General features: G+C 50.8%; 13 protein-coding genes. 10 read left to right on the top strand and 3 right to left on the bottom strand.

Annotated features, from left to right (window positions below):
• The gene (locus QZF50_RS02670) at nt 1-579 is read right to left on the bottom strand and encodes a lipoprotein (RefSeq protein WP_001295326.1); all 579 of its coding nucleotides are present in this window, start codon (nt 577-579) and stop codon (nt 1-3) included.
• 304 nt (nt 580-883) lie between these two features.
• On the opposite strand from QZF50_RS02670, the gene bolA reads away from it, so the two are divergent.
• The 9 genes from bolA to fadM all read left to right on the top strand — a co-directional run bounded on the left by bolA (nt 884) and on the right by fadM (nt 11,212).
• Entirely contained in the window at nt 884-1,201 is a 318-nt protein-coding gene (bolA, locus tag QZF50_RS02665) for a transcriptional regulator BolA (protein WP_000973448.1), read from the top strand.
• Between the two features lie 343 nt (nt 1,202-1,544).
• The gene (gene tig, locus QZF50_RS02660; protein ID WP_001198381.1) at nt 1,545-2,843 is read left to right on the top strand and encodes a trigger factor; all 1,299 of its coding nucleotides are present in this window, start codon (nt 1,545-1,547) and stop codon (nt 2,841-2,843) included.
• A 245-nt stretch (nt 2,844-3,088) separates the two neighbouring features.
• Nucleotides 3,089-3,712, top strand: a complete 624-nt coding sequence (clpP, locus tag QZF50_RS02655) for an ATP-dependent Clp endopeptidase proteolytic subunit ClpP (protein ID WP_000122253.1) — start codon at nt 3,089-3,091, stop codon at nt 3,710-3,712.
• A 125-nt stretch (nt 3,713-3,837) separates the two neighbouring features.
• A complete protein-coding gene (clpX, locus tag QZF50_RS02650) occupies nt 3,838-5,112 on the top strand; it encodes an ATP-dependent protease ATP-binding subunit ClpX (protein WP_000130305.1) in 1,275 nt (424 codons plus the stop codon).
• 187 nt (nt 5,113-5,299) lie between these two features.
• On the top strand, nt 5,300-7,654 hold the full coding sequence (lon, locus tag QZF50_RS02645) for an endopeptidase La (RefSeq protein WP_001295325.1): 2,355 nt from the start codon (nt 5,300-5,302) through the stop codon (nt 7,652-7,654).
• A gap of 190 nt (nt 7,655-7,844) precedes the next feature.
• Complete coding sequence (gene hupB, locus QZF50_RS02640; protein ID WP_254892905.1) at nt 7,845-8,135, top strand: nucleoid-associated protein HU-beta; 291 nt, start codon at nt 7,845-7,847, stop codon at nt 8,133-8,135.
• A 191-nt stretch (nt 8,136-8,326) separates the two neighbouring features.
• The gene (gene ppiD / locus QZF50_RS02635; RefSeq protein WP_061892159.1) at nt 8,327-10,198 is read left to right on the top strand and encodes a peptidylprolyl isomerase; all 1,872 of its coding nucleotides are present in this window, start codon (nt 8,327-8,329) and stop codon (nt 10,196-10,198) included.
• A gap of 150 nt (nt 10,199-10,348) precedes the next feature.
• On the top strand, nt 10,349-10,720 hold the full coding sequence (locus QZF50_RS02630) for a helix-hairpin-helix domain-containing protein (RefSeq protein WP_000680312.1): 372 nt from the start codon (nt 10,349-10,351) through the stop codon (nt 10,718-10,720).
• A gap of 93 nt (nt 10,721-10,813) precedes the next feature.
• Nucleotides 10,814-11,212: a long-chain acyl-CoA thioesterase FadM gene (gene fadM / locus QZF50_RS02625; RefSeq protein ID WP_290388819.1), complete on the top strand. Its 399-nt coding sequence runs from the start codon at nt 10,814-10,816 to the stop codon at nt 11,210-11,212.
• Between the two features lie 51 nt (nt 11,213-11,263).
• Here the strand turns inward: fadM and queC are convergent, their stop codons facing one another.
• Entirely contained in the window at nt 11,264-11,959 is a 696-nt protein-coding gene (gene queC / locus QZF50_RS02620; RefSeq protein ID WP_242391566.1) for a 7-cyano-7-deazaguanine synthase QueC, read from the bottom strand.
• A gap of 64 nt (nt 11,960-12,023) precedes the next feature.
• Nucleotides 12,024-13,724: an SgrR family transcriptional regulator gene (locus tag QZF50_RS02615; protein ID WP_001238231.1), complete on the bottom strand. Its 1,701-nt coding sequence runs from the start codon at nt 13,722-13,724 to the stop codon at nt 12,024-12,026.
• Between the two features lie 99 nt (nt 13,725-13,823).
• Between QZF50_RS02615 and QZF50_RS02610 the strand changes: the two genes are divergently transcribed.
• Nucleotides 13,824-14,178 (top strand): HAD-IIB family hydrolase (locus QZF50_RS02610; protein ID WP_250313295.1); only part of this gene is annotated, 355 nt, incomplete at its 3' end.

The following is a 14,178-nucleotide window of genomic DNA, read 5'->3' as shown; positions in this document are numbered from 1 at the left end:
TTAACGCGCGTTCTGCTTGATGAATTCGTGGATGCTGGTGTCCTGAGACATATCAGCGATGGTATCGGTCAGCACACTGTTAACCGCATCGGCGATATTTTTGTTGGAGGCCTGGAACGCACCTTCAACGTTGTAGCTGGCACGATAGTTTTTGGTCATTTTGTTGCCATTCTGCGCGGTAGCGATGATGGCGATATCCGCTTTGGTGGCGATGTTGTAGCGCACGTTGCCCTGGGACACGTCAGCATACAGTTGGCTAACGATGATTTGCAGATTAACCGGGCCATTCGGACCAACCATGTAACCACGCGCGGTCATCTGTTTTTCCAGCACTTCTTGCAGCAGGAAACGCAGATCGCGGGAGGCGGTCAGGGTAACGATTTGATTATCGCGGGTGACTTTTGCCAGCGCCTGATCGGTACGCTGATCGGCACCATTAATGCTTACGGTGACGCCCATCAGGCTTGGATCCTGCTGTGGCAGTGTAATCGTCGGGGAAACTTCAATAGTTGTTGGCGGTTTTGCGCATCCTGCAAGCATAAACAGAGCAACTAACGGGAAGAGGATTTTTTTGAACATGTTCGGGCTCTCAGAGACTCTTAAGCGTGTTTGGTAAAAATTCCCGCCATCATAACATTGCCAACGGCGAGGGGAAGTGGGTAAGGCATGTAAATTCATCATGTTGACGAAATAATCACCCCTGGTAAAAGAAACGCTGATGCGAGGCCTGTGTTTCAATCTTTAAATCAGTAAACTTCATACGCTTGACGGAAAAACCAGGACGAAACCTAAATATTTGTTGTTAAGCTGCAATGGAAACGGTAAAAGCGGCTAGTATTTAAAGGGATGGATGACATCTCAGCGTTGTCGGAGGAGATATTTCATGATGATACGTGAGCGGATAGAAGAAAAATTAAGGGCGGCGTTCCAACCCGTATTCCTCGAAGTAGTGGATGAAAGCTATCGTCACAATGTCCCAGCCGGCTCTGAAAGCCATTTTAAAGTTGTGCTGGTCAGCGATCGTTTTACGGGTGAACGTTTTCTGAATCGTCATCGAATGATTTACAGTACTTTAGCGGAGGAACTCTCTACTACCGTTCATGCGCTGGCTCTGCATACTTACACTATTAAGGAGTGGGAAGGGTTGCAGGACACCGTCTTTGCCTCTCCTCCCTGTCGTGGAGCAGGAAGCATCGCGTAAAAACGCATTTGCAACTGTCGGCGCTTTTCCAGTATGTTGCTAAAGATTTTATGAAAAACGGCCTGCGGGCCGTTTTGTTTTGTCTGGATTTTGCGCTTTTTGCCCAGCATTCAGACGAAAATTGCTCGGGAATTGTGAAAAAATACGCGACAGCGCGCAATAACCGTTCTCGACTCATAAAAGTGATGCCGCTATAATGCCGCGTCCTATTTGAATGCTTTCGGGATGATTCTGGTAACAGGGAATGTGATTGATTATAAGAACATCCCGGTTCCGCGAAGCCAACAACCTGTGCTTGCGGGGTAAGAGTTGACCGAGCACTGTGATTTTTTGAGGTAACAAGATGCAAGTTTCAGTTGAAACCACTCAAGGCCTTGGCCGCCGTGTAACGATTACTATCGCTGCTGACAGCATCGAGACCGCTGTTAAAAGCGAGCTGGTCAACGTTGCGAAAAAAGTACGTATTGACGGCTTCCGCAAAGGCAAAGTGCCAATGAATATCGTTGCTCAGCGTTATGGCGCGTCTGTACGCCAGGACGTCCTGGGCGACCTGATGAGCCGTAACTTCATTGACGCCATCATTAAAGAAAAAATCAATCCAGCTGGCGCACCGACCTATGTTCCGGGCGAATACAAGCTGGGTGAAGACTTCACCTACTCTGTAGAGTTTGAAGTTTATCCGGAAGTTGAGCTGCAGGGTCTGGAAGCGATCGAAGTTGAAAAACCGATCGTTGAAGTGACCGACGCTGACGTTGACGGCATGCTGGATACTCTGCGTAAACAGCAGGCAACCTGGAAAGACAAAGACGGCGCTGTTGAAGCAGAAGACCGCGTGACCATCGACTTCACCGGTTCTGTAGACGGCGAAGAGTTCGAAGGCGGCAAAGCGTCTGATTTCGTACTGGCGATGGGCCAGGGTCGTATGATCCCGGGCTTTGAAGACGGTATCAAAGGCCACAAAGCGGGCGAAGAGTTCACCATCGACGTGACCTTCCCGGAAGAGTACCACGCAGAAAACCTGAAAGGTAAAGCAGCGAAATTCGCTATCAACCTGAAGAAAGTTGAAGAGCGTGAACTGCCGGAACTGACTGCAGAATTCATCAAACGTTTCGGCGTTGAAGATGGTTCCGTAGAAGGTCTGCGCGCTGAAGTGCGTAAAAACATGGAGCGCGAGCTGAAGAGCGCCATCCGTAACCGCGTTAAGTCTCAGGCGATCGAAGGTCTGGTAAAAGCTAACGACATCGACGTACCGGCTGCGCTGATCGACAGCGAAATCGACGTTCTGCGTCGTCAGGCTGCACAGCGTTTCGGTGGCAACGAAAAACAAGCTCTGGAACTGCCGCGCGAACTGTTCGAAGAACAGGCAAAACGCCGCGTAGTTGTTGGCCTGCTGCTGGGCGAAGTTATCCGCACCAACGAGCTGAAAGCTGACGAAGAGCGCGTGAAAGGCCTGATCGAAGAGATGGCTTCTGCGTACGAAGATCCGAAAGAAGTTATCGAGTTCTACAGCAAAAACAAAGAACTGATGGACAACATGCGCAATGTTGCTCTGGAAGAACAGGCTGTTGAAGCTGTACTGGCGAAAGCGAAAGTGACTGAAAAAGAAACCACTTTCAACGAGCTGATGAACCAGCAGGCGTAATTTACGCAGCATAACGCGCTAAATTCGCACAAAGGCCCGTCACCGCCAGGTGGTGGGCTTTTTTTTGTCATGAATTTTGCATGGAACCGTGCGAAAAGCCTCTTTCGGTGTTAGCGTAACAACAAAAGATTGTTATGCTTGAAATATGGTGATGCCGTACCCATAACACAGGGACTAGCTGATAATCCGTCCATAAGGTTACAATCGGTACAGCAGGTTTTTTCAATTTTATCCAGGAGACGGAAATGTCATACAGCGGCGAACGAGATAACTTTGCACCCCATATGGCGCTGGTGCCGATGGTCATTGAACAGACCTCACGCGGTGAGCGCTCTTTTGATATCTATTCTCGTCTACTTAAGGAACGCGTCATTTTTCTGACTGGCCAGGTTGAAGACCACATGGCTAACCTGATTGTGGCGCAGATGCTGTTCCTGGAAGCGGAAAACCCAGAAAAAGATATCTATCTGTACATTAACTCCCCAGGCGGGGTGATCACTGCCGGGATGTCTATCTATGACACCATGCAGTTTATCAAGCCTGATGTCAGCACCATCTGTATGGGCCAGGCGGCCTCGATGGGCGCTTTCTTGTTGACCGCAGGGGCAAAAGGTAAACGTTTTTGCCTGCCGAATTCGCGCGTGATGATTCACCAACCGTTGGGCGGCTACCAGGGCCAGGCGACCGATATCGAAATTCATGCCCGTGAAATTCTGAAAGTTAAAGGGCGCATGAATGAACTTATGGCGCTTCATACGGGTCAATCATTAGAACAGATTGAACGTGATACCGAGCGCGATCGCTTCCTTTCCGCCCCTGAAGCGGTGGAATACGGTCTGGTCGATTCGATTCTGACCCATCGTAATTGATGCCAGAGGCGCAACTGTGCCGCTATACTTATCCAGGGCGGCACAACGCTGTAAGCGGCTTGCGCCTGAGAATGGCATTTGCGTCGTCGTGTGCGGCACAAAGAACAAAGAAGAGGTTTTGACCCATGACAGATAAACGCAAAGATGGCTCAGGCAAATTGCTGTATTGCTCTTTTTGCGGCAAAAGCCAGCATGAAGTGCGCAAGCTGATTGCCGGTCCATCCGTGTATATCTGCGACGAATGTGTTGATTTATGTAACGACATCATTCGCGAAGAGATTAAAGAAGTTGCACCGCATCGTGAACGCAGTGCGCTACCGACGCCGCATGAAATTCGCAACCACCTGGACGATTACGTTATCGGCCAGGAACAGGCGAAAAAAGTGCTGGCGGTCGCGGTATACAACCATTACAAACGTCTGCGCAACGGCGATACCAGCAATGGTGTCGAGTTGGGCAAAAGTAACATTCTGCTGATCGGTCCGACCGGTTCCGGTAAAACGCTGCTGGCTGAAACGCTGGCGCGCCTGCTGGACGTCCCGTTCACCATGGCCGACGCAACCACGCTGACCGAAGCCGGTTATGTGGGCGAAGACGTTGAAAACATCATTCAGAAGCTGTTGCAGAAGTGCGATTACGACGTACAGAAAGCGCAGCGCGGGATTGTCTACATCGATGAAATCGACAAGATTTCTCGTAAGTCAGACAACCCGTCCATTACCCGAGACGTTTCCGGTGAAGGCGTACAGCAGGCACTGTTGAAACTGATCGAAGGTACGGTAGCTGCTGTTCCACCGCAAGGTGGGCGTAAACATCCGCAGCAGGAATTCTTGCAGGTTGATACCTCTAAGATCCTGTTTATTTGTGGCGGTGCGTTTGCCGGTCTGGATAAAGTGATTTCCCACCGTGTAGAAACCGGCTCCGGCATTGGTTTTGGCGCGACGGTAAAAGCGAAGTCCGACAAAGCAAGCGAAGGCGAGCTGCTGGCGCAGGTTGAACCGGAAGATCTGATCAAGTTTGGTCTTATCCCTGAGTTTATTGGTCGTCTGCCGGTTGTCGCAACGTTGAATGAACTGAGCGAAGAAGCTCTGATTCAGATCCTCAAAGAGCCGAAAAACGCCCTGACCAAGCAGTATCAGGCGCTGTTTAATCTGGAAGGCGTGGATCTGGAATTCCGTGACGAGGCGCTGGATGCTATCGCTAAGAAAGCGATGGCGCGTAAAACCGGTGCCCGTGGCCTGCGTTCCATCGTAGAAGCCGCACTGCTCGATACCATGTACGATCTGCCGTCCATGGAAGATGTCGAAAAAGTGGTTATCGACGAGTCGGTAATTGATGGTCAAAGCAAACCGTTGCTGATTTATGGTAAGCCGGAAGCGCAACAGGCATCTGGTGAATAATTAACCATTCCCATACAATTAGTTAACCAAAAAGGGGGGATTTTATCTCCCCTTTAATTTTTCCTCTATTCTCGGCGTTGAATGTGGGGGAAACATCCCCATATACTGACGTACATGTTAATAGATGGCGTGAAGCACAGTCGTGTCATCTGATTACCTGGCGGAAATTAAACTAAGAGAGAGCTCTATGAATCCTGAGCGTTCTGAACGCATTGAAATCCCCGTATTGCCGCTGCGCGATGTGGTGGTTTATCCGCACATGGTCATCCCCTTATTTGTCGGGCGGGAAAAATCTATCCGTTGTCTGGAAGCGGCGATGGACCATGATAAAAAAATTATGCTGGTCGCGCAGAAAGAAGCTTCAACGGATGAGCCGGGTGTAAACGATCTTTTCACCGTCGGGACCGTGGCCTCTATATTGCAGATGCTGAAACTGCCTGACGGCACCGTCAAAGTGCTGGTCGAGGGGTTACAGCGCGCGCGTATTTCTGCGCTCTCTGACAATGGCGAACACTTTTCTGCGAAGGCGGAGTATCTGGAGTCGCCGACCATTGATGAGCGGGAACAGGAAGTGCTGGTGCGTACTGCAATCAGCCAGTTCGAAGGCTACATCAAGCTGAACAAAAAAATCCCACCAGAAGTGCTGACGTCGCTGAATAGCATCGACGATCCGGCGCGTCTGGCGGATACCATTGCTGCACATATGCCGCTGAAACTGGCTGACAAACAGTCCGTTCTGGAGATGTCCGACGTTAACGAACGTCTGGAATATCTGATGGCAATGATGGAATCGGAAATCGATCTGCTGCAGGTTGAGAAACGCATTCGCAACCGCGTTAAAAAGCAGATGGAGAAATCCCAGCGTGAGTACTATCTGAACGAGCAAATGAAAGCTATTCAGAAAGAACTCGGTGAAATGGACGACGCGCCGGACGAAAACGAAGCCCTGAAGCGCAAAATCGACGCGGCGAAGATGCCGAAAGAGGCAAAAGAGAAAGCGGAAGCAGAGTTGCAGAAGCTGAAAATGATGTCTCCGATGTCGGCAGAAGCGACCGTAGTGCGTGGTTATATCGACTGGATGGTACAGGTACCGTGGAATGCGCGCAGCAAGGTCAAAAAAGACCTGCGTCAGGCGCAGGAAATCCTTGATACCGACCATTATGGTCTGGAGCGCGTGAAAGATCGCATCCTTGAGTACCTTGCGGTTCAAAGCCGTGTCAACAAAATCAAGGGACCGATCCTCTGCCTGGTAGGGCCGCCGGGGGTAGGTAAAACCTCTCTTGGTCAGTCCATTGCCAAAGCCACCGGGCGTAAATATGTCCGTATGGCGCTGGGCGGCGTGCGTGATGAAGCGGAAATCCGTGGTCACCGCCGTACTTACATCGGTTCTATGCCGGGTAAACTGATCCAGAAAATGGCGAAAGTGGGCGTGAAAAACCCGCTGTTCCTGCTCGATGAGATCGACAAAATGTCTTCTGACATGCGAGGCGATCCGGCCTCTGCACTGCTTGAAGTGCTGGATCCAGAGCAGAACGTAGCGTTCAGCGACCACTACCTGGAAGTGGATTACGATCTCAGCGACGTGATGTTTGTCGCGACGTCGAACTCCATGAACATTCCGGCACCGCTGCTGGATCGTATGGAAGTGATTCGCCTCTCCGGTTATACCGAAGATGAAAAACTGAACATCGCCAAACGTCACCTGCTGCCGAAGCAGATTGAACGTAATGCACTGAAAAAAGGTGAGCTGACCGTCGACGATAGCGCCATTATCGGCATTATTCGTTACTACACCCGTGAGGCGGGCGTGCGTGGTCTGGAGCGTGAAATCTCCAAACTGTGCCGCAAAGCGGTTAAGCAGTTACTGCTCGATAAGTCATTAAAACATATCGAAATTAACGGCGATAACCTGCATGACTACCTCGGTGTTCAGCGTTTCGACTATGGTCGCGCTGATAACGAAAACCGTGTCGGTCAGGTAACCGGTCTGGCGTGGACGGAAGTGGGCGGTGACTTGCTGACCATTGAAACCGCATGTGTTCCGGGTAAAGGCAAACTGACCTATACCGGTTCGCTCGGCGAAGTGATGCAGGAGTCTATTCAGGCGGCGTTAACGGTGGTTCGTGCGCGTGCGGAAAAACTGGGGATCAACCCTGATTTTTACGAAAAACGTGACATCCACGTCCACGTTCCGGAAGGTGCGACGCCGAAAGATGGTCCGAGTGCCGGTATTGCTATGTGCACCGCGCTGGTTTCTTGCCTGACCGGTAACCCGGTTCGTGCCGATGTGGCAATGACCGGTGAGATCACTCTGCGTGGTCAGGTACTGCCGATCGGTGGTTTGAAAGAAAAACTCCTGGCAGCGCATCGCGGCGGGATTAAAACAGTGCTAATTCCGTTCGAAAATAAACGCGATCTGGAAGAGATTCCTGACAACGTAATTGCCGATCTGGACATTCATCCTGTGAAGCGCATTGAGGAAGTTCTGACTCTGGCGCTACAAAATGAACCGTCTGGTATGCAGGTTGTGACTGCAAAATAGTGACCTCGCGCAAAATGCACTAATAAAAACAGGGCTGGCAGGCTAATTCGGGCTTGCCAGCCTTTTTTTGTCTCGCTAAGTTAGATGGCGGATCGGGCTTGCCCTTATTAAGGGGTGTTGTAAGGGGATGGCTGGCCTGATATAACTGCTGCGCGTTCGTACCTTGAAGGATTCAAGTGCGATATAAATTATAAAGAGGAAGAGAAGAGTGAATAAATCTCAATTGATCGACAAGATTGCTGCAGGGGCTGATATCTCTAAAGCTGCGGCTGGCCGTGCGTTAGATGCTATTATTGCTTCCGTAACTGAATCTCTGAAAGAAGGGGATGATGTAGCACTGGTAGGTTTTGGTACTTTTGCCGTTAAAGAGCGTGCTGCCCGTACTGGCCGCAACCCGCAGACCGGTAAAGAGATCACCATCGCTGCTGCTAAAGTACCGAGCTTCCGTGCAGGTAAAGCACTGAAAGACGCGGTAAACTAAGCGTTGTCCCCGGTGGGGATGTGACGAAGTTCAAGGGCGCATCTACTGATGTGCCTTTTTTATTTGTATTCGGTGACTTTCTGCGTCTTGTGGGCTGACAATTGCCCCCGTTTCTTGTCACAATAGGCCTTTGCGCGCATCGATACGTTGCGTGAGGTACACAGTCATCTACAGCGGAGTGTTGTTACACCATGATGGACAGCTTACGCACGGCTGCAAACAGTCTCGTGCTCAAGATTATTTTCGGTATCATTATCGTGTCGTTCATATTGACCGGCGTGAGTGGTTACCTGATTGGCGGAAGCAATAACTACGCCGCAAAAGTGAATGACCAGGAAATCAGCCGTGGGCAGTTCGAGAACGCCTTTAACAGCGAGCGTAATCGCATGCAGCAACAGCTGGGCGATCAATACTCCGAGCTGGCAGCGAATGAAGGCTATATGAAAACCCTGCGTCAACAGGTGCTGAATCGTCTGATCGACGAGGCGCTGTTGGATCAGTACGCTCGTGAGCTGAAACTGGGTATCAGTGATGAGCAGGTTAAACAGGCGATTTTCGCGACCCCAGCCTTCCAGGTTGACGGCAAATTTGATAACAGCCGCTATAACGGTATCCTCAACCAGATGGGGATGACCGCCGATCAGTACGCCCAGGCGCTGCGTAACCAGCTCACTACCCAACAGCTGATTAACGGTGTTGCCGGTACCGATTTTATGCTGAAAGGTGAAACCGACGAGCTGGCGGCACTGGTCGCGCAACAACGCGTGGTGCGTGAGGCGACTATCGATGTTAACGCGCTGGCGGCGAAGCAGCCTGTGACCGAACAGGAGATTGCCAGCTACTACGAACAAAACAAAAACAATTTCATGACGCCGGAACAATTCCGCGTGAGTTACATCAAGCTGGATGCCGCAACGATGCAGCAACCGGTTAGCGATGCGGATATCCAGAGCTACTACGATCAGCATCAGGATCAATTCACCCAGCCGCAGCGTACCCGCTACAGCATCATCCAGACCAAAACTGAAGATGAAGCGAAAGCGGTACTTGATGAGCTGAATAAAGGCGGTGATTTTGCTGCATTAGCCAAAGAAAAATCTGCCGATATTATCTCTGCCCGTAACGGCGGCGATATGGGTTGGTTAGAAGATGCCACTATCCCCGACGAACTGAAAAATGCTGGTCTGAAAGAAAAAGGGCAACTGTCTGGTGTCATCAAATCTTCGGTCGGTTTCCTGATTGTACGTCTGGACGACATTCAGCCAGCGAAAGTGAAATCGTTAGACGAAGTACGTGACGACATTGCGGCGAAAGTGAAACACGAAAAAGCCCTCGATGCGTACTATGCGCTGCAGCAGAAAGTGAGCGATGCGGCAAGCAACGACACGGAGTCTCTGGCCGGTGCAGAGCAAGCTGCCGGCGTTAAAGCCACTCAGACGGGTTGGTTTAGCAAAGATAACCTGCCGGAAGAGTTGAACTTCAAGCCGGTTGCCGACGCTATCTTTAACGGCGGTCTGGTAGGTGAAAACGGCGCGCCGGGCATCAACTCTGACATCATCACCGTAGACGGCGACCGCGCATTCGTGCTGCGCATCAGCGAGCACAAACCGGAAGCGGTGAAACCGTTGGCAGATGTTCAGGAACAAGTTAAGGCACTGGTTCAGCACAACAAAGCTGAACAACAGGCGAAAGTGGATGCTGAGAAACTGCTGGTTGATTTGAAAGCCGGCAAAGGTGCGGAAGCTATGCAGGCTGCCGGTCTGAAATTTGGCGAGCCGAAAATCTTAAGCCGTTCCGGTCGTGACCCGATTAGCCAGGCGGCGTTTGCACTGCCACTGCCAGCGAAAGACAAACCGAGCTACGGTATGGCGACCGATATGCAAGGTAATGTGGTTCTGCTGGCGCTGGATGAAGTGAAACAAGGTTCAATGCCGGAAGATCAGAAAAAAGCGATGGTGCAGGGTATCACCCAGAACAACGCACAAATCGTCTTTGAAGCTCTGATGAGTAACCTGCGTAAAGAGGCGAAAATCAAAATTGGCGATGCGCTGGAACAGCAATAATCCTGAAGCCGCCTCGCAAAAAAATGCGTTGCAGCTGTAACAAGAAAAGGTCGCTTTCGCGGCCTTTTCCATTTCTGAACATTGCCATTTGTTTACTGTTTTCACTGCCGTTAAGGTGATTCCACTGTTAACAAACAAGGAGAAAACAGTATGAAACACGGAATTAAAGCACTGCTCATTACCCTGTCCCTGGCCTGTGCCGGAATGTCTCATAGCGCGCTGGCGGCAGCTTCTGTGGCGAAACCGACGGCGGTAGAAACCAAAGCGGAAGCTCCTGCAGCACAAAGTAAAGCAGCAGTACCGGCGAAAGCCAGTGACGAAGAAGGCACCCGGGTCAGCATTAATAATGCCAGCGCGGAAGAGCTAGCCCGCGCGATGAATGGCGTTGGCCTGAAGAAAGCGCAGGCGATTGTCAGTTATCGCGAAGAGTACGGTCCGTTTAAAACGGTGGAGGATCTAAAGCAGGTGCCGGGGATGGGCAATTCGCTGGTGGAACGTAATCTGGCGGTATTAACCCTGTAATTAATTTGCATAGTGGCAATTTTTTGCCAGACTGAAGAGGTCATACCAGTTATGACCTCTGTACTTATAACAACAACGTAAGGTTATTGCGCTATGCAAACACAAATCAAAGTTCGTGGATATCATCTCGACGTTTACCAACACGTCAACAACGCCCGCTACCTTGAATTTCTCGAAGAAGCCCGCTGGGATGGGTTGGAAAATAGCGACAGTTTTCAGTGGATGACGGCCCATAACATCGCCTTCGTCGTGGTCAATATCAATATTAACTATCGTCGCCCAGCGGTATTAAGCGACCTGTTAACTATTACCAGTCGGTTGCAGCAATTAAACGGTAAAAGCGGCATCTTAAGCCAGGTCATTACACTGGAGCCGGAAGGGCAGGTGGTAGCGGATGCGCTTATTACGTTTGTTTGTATTGATCTTAAAACGCAGAAAGCATTAGCTCTGGAAGGGGAATTGCGCGAAAAGCTGGAGCAGATGGTTAAGTAAACGTTTTGTGGTGCCGGATGCTCAAGCCGCATCCGGCGACACCCGGAATAATTACCTCAACCCGGTTTTCTGCTTCATCGCTGCCGTCACCGTCGGTTTATCGGCCAGATAATGATTCAAACCGTTGGCGCGTAAATTACATGCCGCACAATGACCGCAACCGTCGCCTTTAATGCCGTTATAGCAGGTCAACGTTTCGTTACGGACTAAATCCAGTTTGCCGTAATAATCTGCCAGCGCCCAGGTTTCCGCTTTATCAATCCACATCAGCGGCGTTTCAAAACGAATATCTTTCGCCATGCCCAAACTGACGGCATGGTTTAGTGCTTTCACAAACTCATCGCGGCAATCCGGGTAGCCGGAGAAATCCGTTTCACAGACGCCGGTAATTACGGCTTCTGCTTTTACCTGATACGCATATATTGCCGCCAGCGTCAGGAACAAAATATTACGCCCTGTGACAAACGTATTCGGGATGCCATCGGCTTCAGGTTCATAATCAGGCACCGGAATGCTGTCACGTGTCAGGCTGCTGACCGCCAGCTCGTTGAGCAGCGTTACATCAAGAACCTTATGCGCGCGTGCTCCCAGTTTCAGCGCCAGTTCGCGTGCCACGTCGATTTCTGCGCGATGTCGCTGACCGTAATCGAACGTCACGCAATGGACTTCATCATATTGTTGTAATGCCTGCACCAGACAGGTGGTGGAATCCTGGCCTCCACTGAACACAACGACAGCACGTTTCATAGATAATCCTGCTTGAACAATAAAAGCGTTATGGTAACGCCTGCGATTAACCCGGACCAGCTATTCATTGCGACGGCGCGGGAAGCCAGGCTTCGGTAAATTCAAACCAGCCGCGCGGTGTCAGTCGCACACCGTTCACGCCGGGAGGGGCACTAATGCGATAGTGATAGTTGAACAGCGGCGTCAGCGTCGCGTCTGCCATTAACTGGCTAAAAACCGCTTTCAGGGCATTAAATCGGTTTTCCTCATCAGGCATTACTTGCACCGCGTCCAGCGTCGATTGCAGATGTGCATATGCTGGAGCGTCGAAAACATGTGGCCATAGTGGATCGCAACGTAGCCATTGCTCCAGAGTATATTCCGGTGCTTCGCCAATTAATCTGTCGCCCATCATGAGGTCTGCGTGTGCCAGTAGGGTCGTGTCGTCCCAGTTTTTTGCGTTATGAAAAATAATTGTGAGTTCACAGCCTTCCGCTGCCAGTGTCGCCTGTAGGCGTTCTGCCATGGTATGAAGTTCTATCGGTAAGTGATAAACCAGCGTCAAGGTTTTCGGTAGTTTGACTTCATCCGGTACTTGCCAGTGCGGAATAGTCCAGCCTGGCAGTAATGCATGACTGGCGGTGATCAGGTTTTCTCCGACTTCTAACGTTTGTAATAAACCGGATTGATGAATAATGGAGATCACTTTTCGCGCCTGCCAGAGGGAGAGTCGGGGACTTTTGCGCAACGTTAAATAGCAAAAACCTAAACTGATGCCACTACTGACCTGGCTGACCCGTTGCAGCTCCTCCGGTTTGCCGATGGTGATTTGCACGGGATGCCGACAACTGGTTCCCAAATCTTTTTCGAAAAGCGGCGGAGTTATCCAGTACTCAACCGCTTTAAGCAGCGGATGACGCAAATGGTAATAATCATGGCTCTCCAGGCGCACCAGCTCCGCTGTGAATTGTGTTAAGCGAAAAGGACCAGTGCCGATCAGTGGGAATTGCGGATGCGCCAGATGGCTGCAATAGCTCGCCAGCCGGTGCGCAAGCCAGTAATCGGGGCGATGTAAAAAGAAGGTCAGACACTGCGGATGGGTGACTTCAATACGCTTCACGCTAATAAATAATTGATCCAGTGCTGGCAGTTGTAACAGCATCAATAATCGCTGGTGTAAGTGTGAGGCTTTTACTGCATCGCCGTTATGCCAGTGTAGGGTTGAACGAAGATAAAAGTCCCAGCGTAACCCGTCAGTAGAGGTTTCCCAGTGATGCGCTAAATCGCCAATCGGGCGCTGAGTATTATTATCGAAGCGGGTCAGGCCGGAAAATATCTGCCCGGCGAGATGCTGCTCGGCACGGCCGGGCAAAAAGCCTGGTTGTAGCGGTTCGAGCGGGCGATAGTAGGGAATACGCAACGTGGGTGTATCGTTTTGCCATTGTCCGCCCATAAACGGCTGTAACAGAGTGCGCAGCTCACCTGGGGCCAGTTGCGCCAGCTCCAGCACATCTTGCTGCTTTCCGGTTTCCAGTGCCTGTTCCATCATCGCATTGCGTAGCGATTCCGGCGTGACCAGAAAGCGTAATTGTCCGCGCTTTCCGCGTCCTGACTGCGCCTGCCACTCCAGCCATCCCGCCTCCTGTGCCTGACGCAACAGCGTACGAACATGGCGTTCGCTGCAAAAACAGCGTTCGGCCAGTTCGCTGACGGTGACGGTTTGCGGCTTTCCGGCTGAAGGTTGCCACAGACGTTGATACTGGTTAAGACGGTTGAGCAATCGCATATAAACCCGGAACAATATTATTTAACTATTCACTATTACTTCCGTATATATCAGGTGATACTCAATCACCATTAACCGTGTCACAGAGTGGAGAAAGAAATGGCTCGTCTGGCAGCATTTGATATGGATGGCACTTTATTGATGCCTGACCATCATTTAGGTGAGAAAACCCTCTCTACTTTGGCGCGACTGCGTGAACGCGACATTACCCTCACTTTTGCCACGGGGCGTCATGCGCTGGAGATGCAGCATATTCTCGGGGCGCTATCGCTGGATGCATATTTGATTACCGGCAACGGAACGCGCGTGCATTCTCTGGAAGGTGAACTTTTACATCGTGATGATTTACCTGCGGATGTCGCGGAGCTGGTGCTGTATCAGCAATGGGATACCCGAGCCAGCATGCATATCTTCAATGACGACGGTTGGTTTACCGGGAAAGAGATCCCTGCGT

Origin of the sequence: uncultured Escherichia sp., assembly GCF_948475835.1 — a bacterium.
GTDB lineage: Bacteria > Pseudomonadota > Gammaproteobacteria > Enterobacterales > Enterobacteriaceae > ECMA0423.
The sequence above is the reverse complement of the archived record's forward strand: the minus strand, read 5'-3'. Positions and strand labels throughout refer to the sequence as shown.

What these genes read in the sequence shown, in the direction of transcription:
- QZF50_RS02615 (WP_001238231.1), bottom strand. Translation starts at nt 13,724, where the DNA reads ATGCGATTGCTCAACCGTCTTAACCAGTATCAACGTCTGTGGCAACCT.
- clpX (WP_000130305.1), top strand. Translation starts at nt 3,838, where the DNA reads ATGACAGATAAACGCAAAGATGGCTCAGGCAAATTGCTGTATTGCTCT.
- QZF50_RS02630 (WP_000680312.1), top strand. Translation starts at nt 10,349, where the DNA reads ATGAAACACGGAATTAAAGCACTGCTCATTACCCTGTCCCTGGCCTGT.
- lon (WP_001295325.1), top strand. Translation starts at nt 5,300, where the DNA reads ATGAATCCTGAGCGTTCTGAACGCATTGAAATCCCCGTATTGCCGCTG.
- tig (WP_001198381.1), top strand. Translation starts at nt 1,545, where the DNA reads ATGCAAGTTTCAGTTGAAACCACTCAAGGCCTTGGCCGCCGTGTAACG.
- queC (WP_242391566.1), bottom strand. Translation starts at nt 11,959, where the DNA reads ATGAAACGTGCTGTCGTTGTGTTCAGTGGAGGCCAGGATTCCACCACC.
- bolA (WP_000973448.1), top strand. Translation starts at nt 884, where the DNA reads ATGATGATACGTGAGCGGATAGAAGAAAAATTAAGGGCGGCGTTCCAA.
- fadM (WP_290388819.1), top strand. Translation starts at nt 10,814, where the DNA reads ATGCAAACACAAATCAAAGTTCGTGGATATCATCTCGACGTTTACCAA.
- QZF50_RS02670 (WP_001295326.1), bottom strand. Translation starts at nt 579, where the DNA reads ATGTTCAAAAAAATCCTCTTCCCGTTAGTTGCTCTGTTTATGCTTGCA.
- clpP (WP_000122253.1), top strand. Translation starts at nt 3,089, where the DNA reads ATGTCATACAGCGGCGAACGAGATAACTTTGCACCCCATATGGCGCTG.
- ppiD (WP_061892159.1), top strand. Translation starts at nt 8,327, where the DNA reads ATGATGGACAGCTTACGCACGGCTGCAAACAGTCTCGTGCTCAAGATT.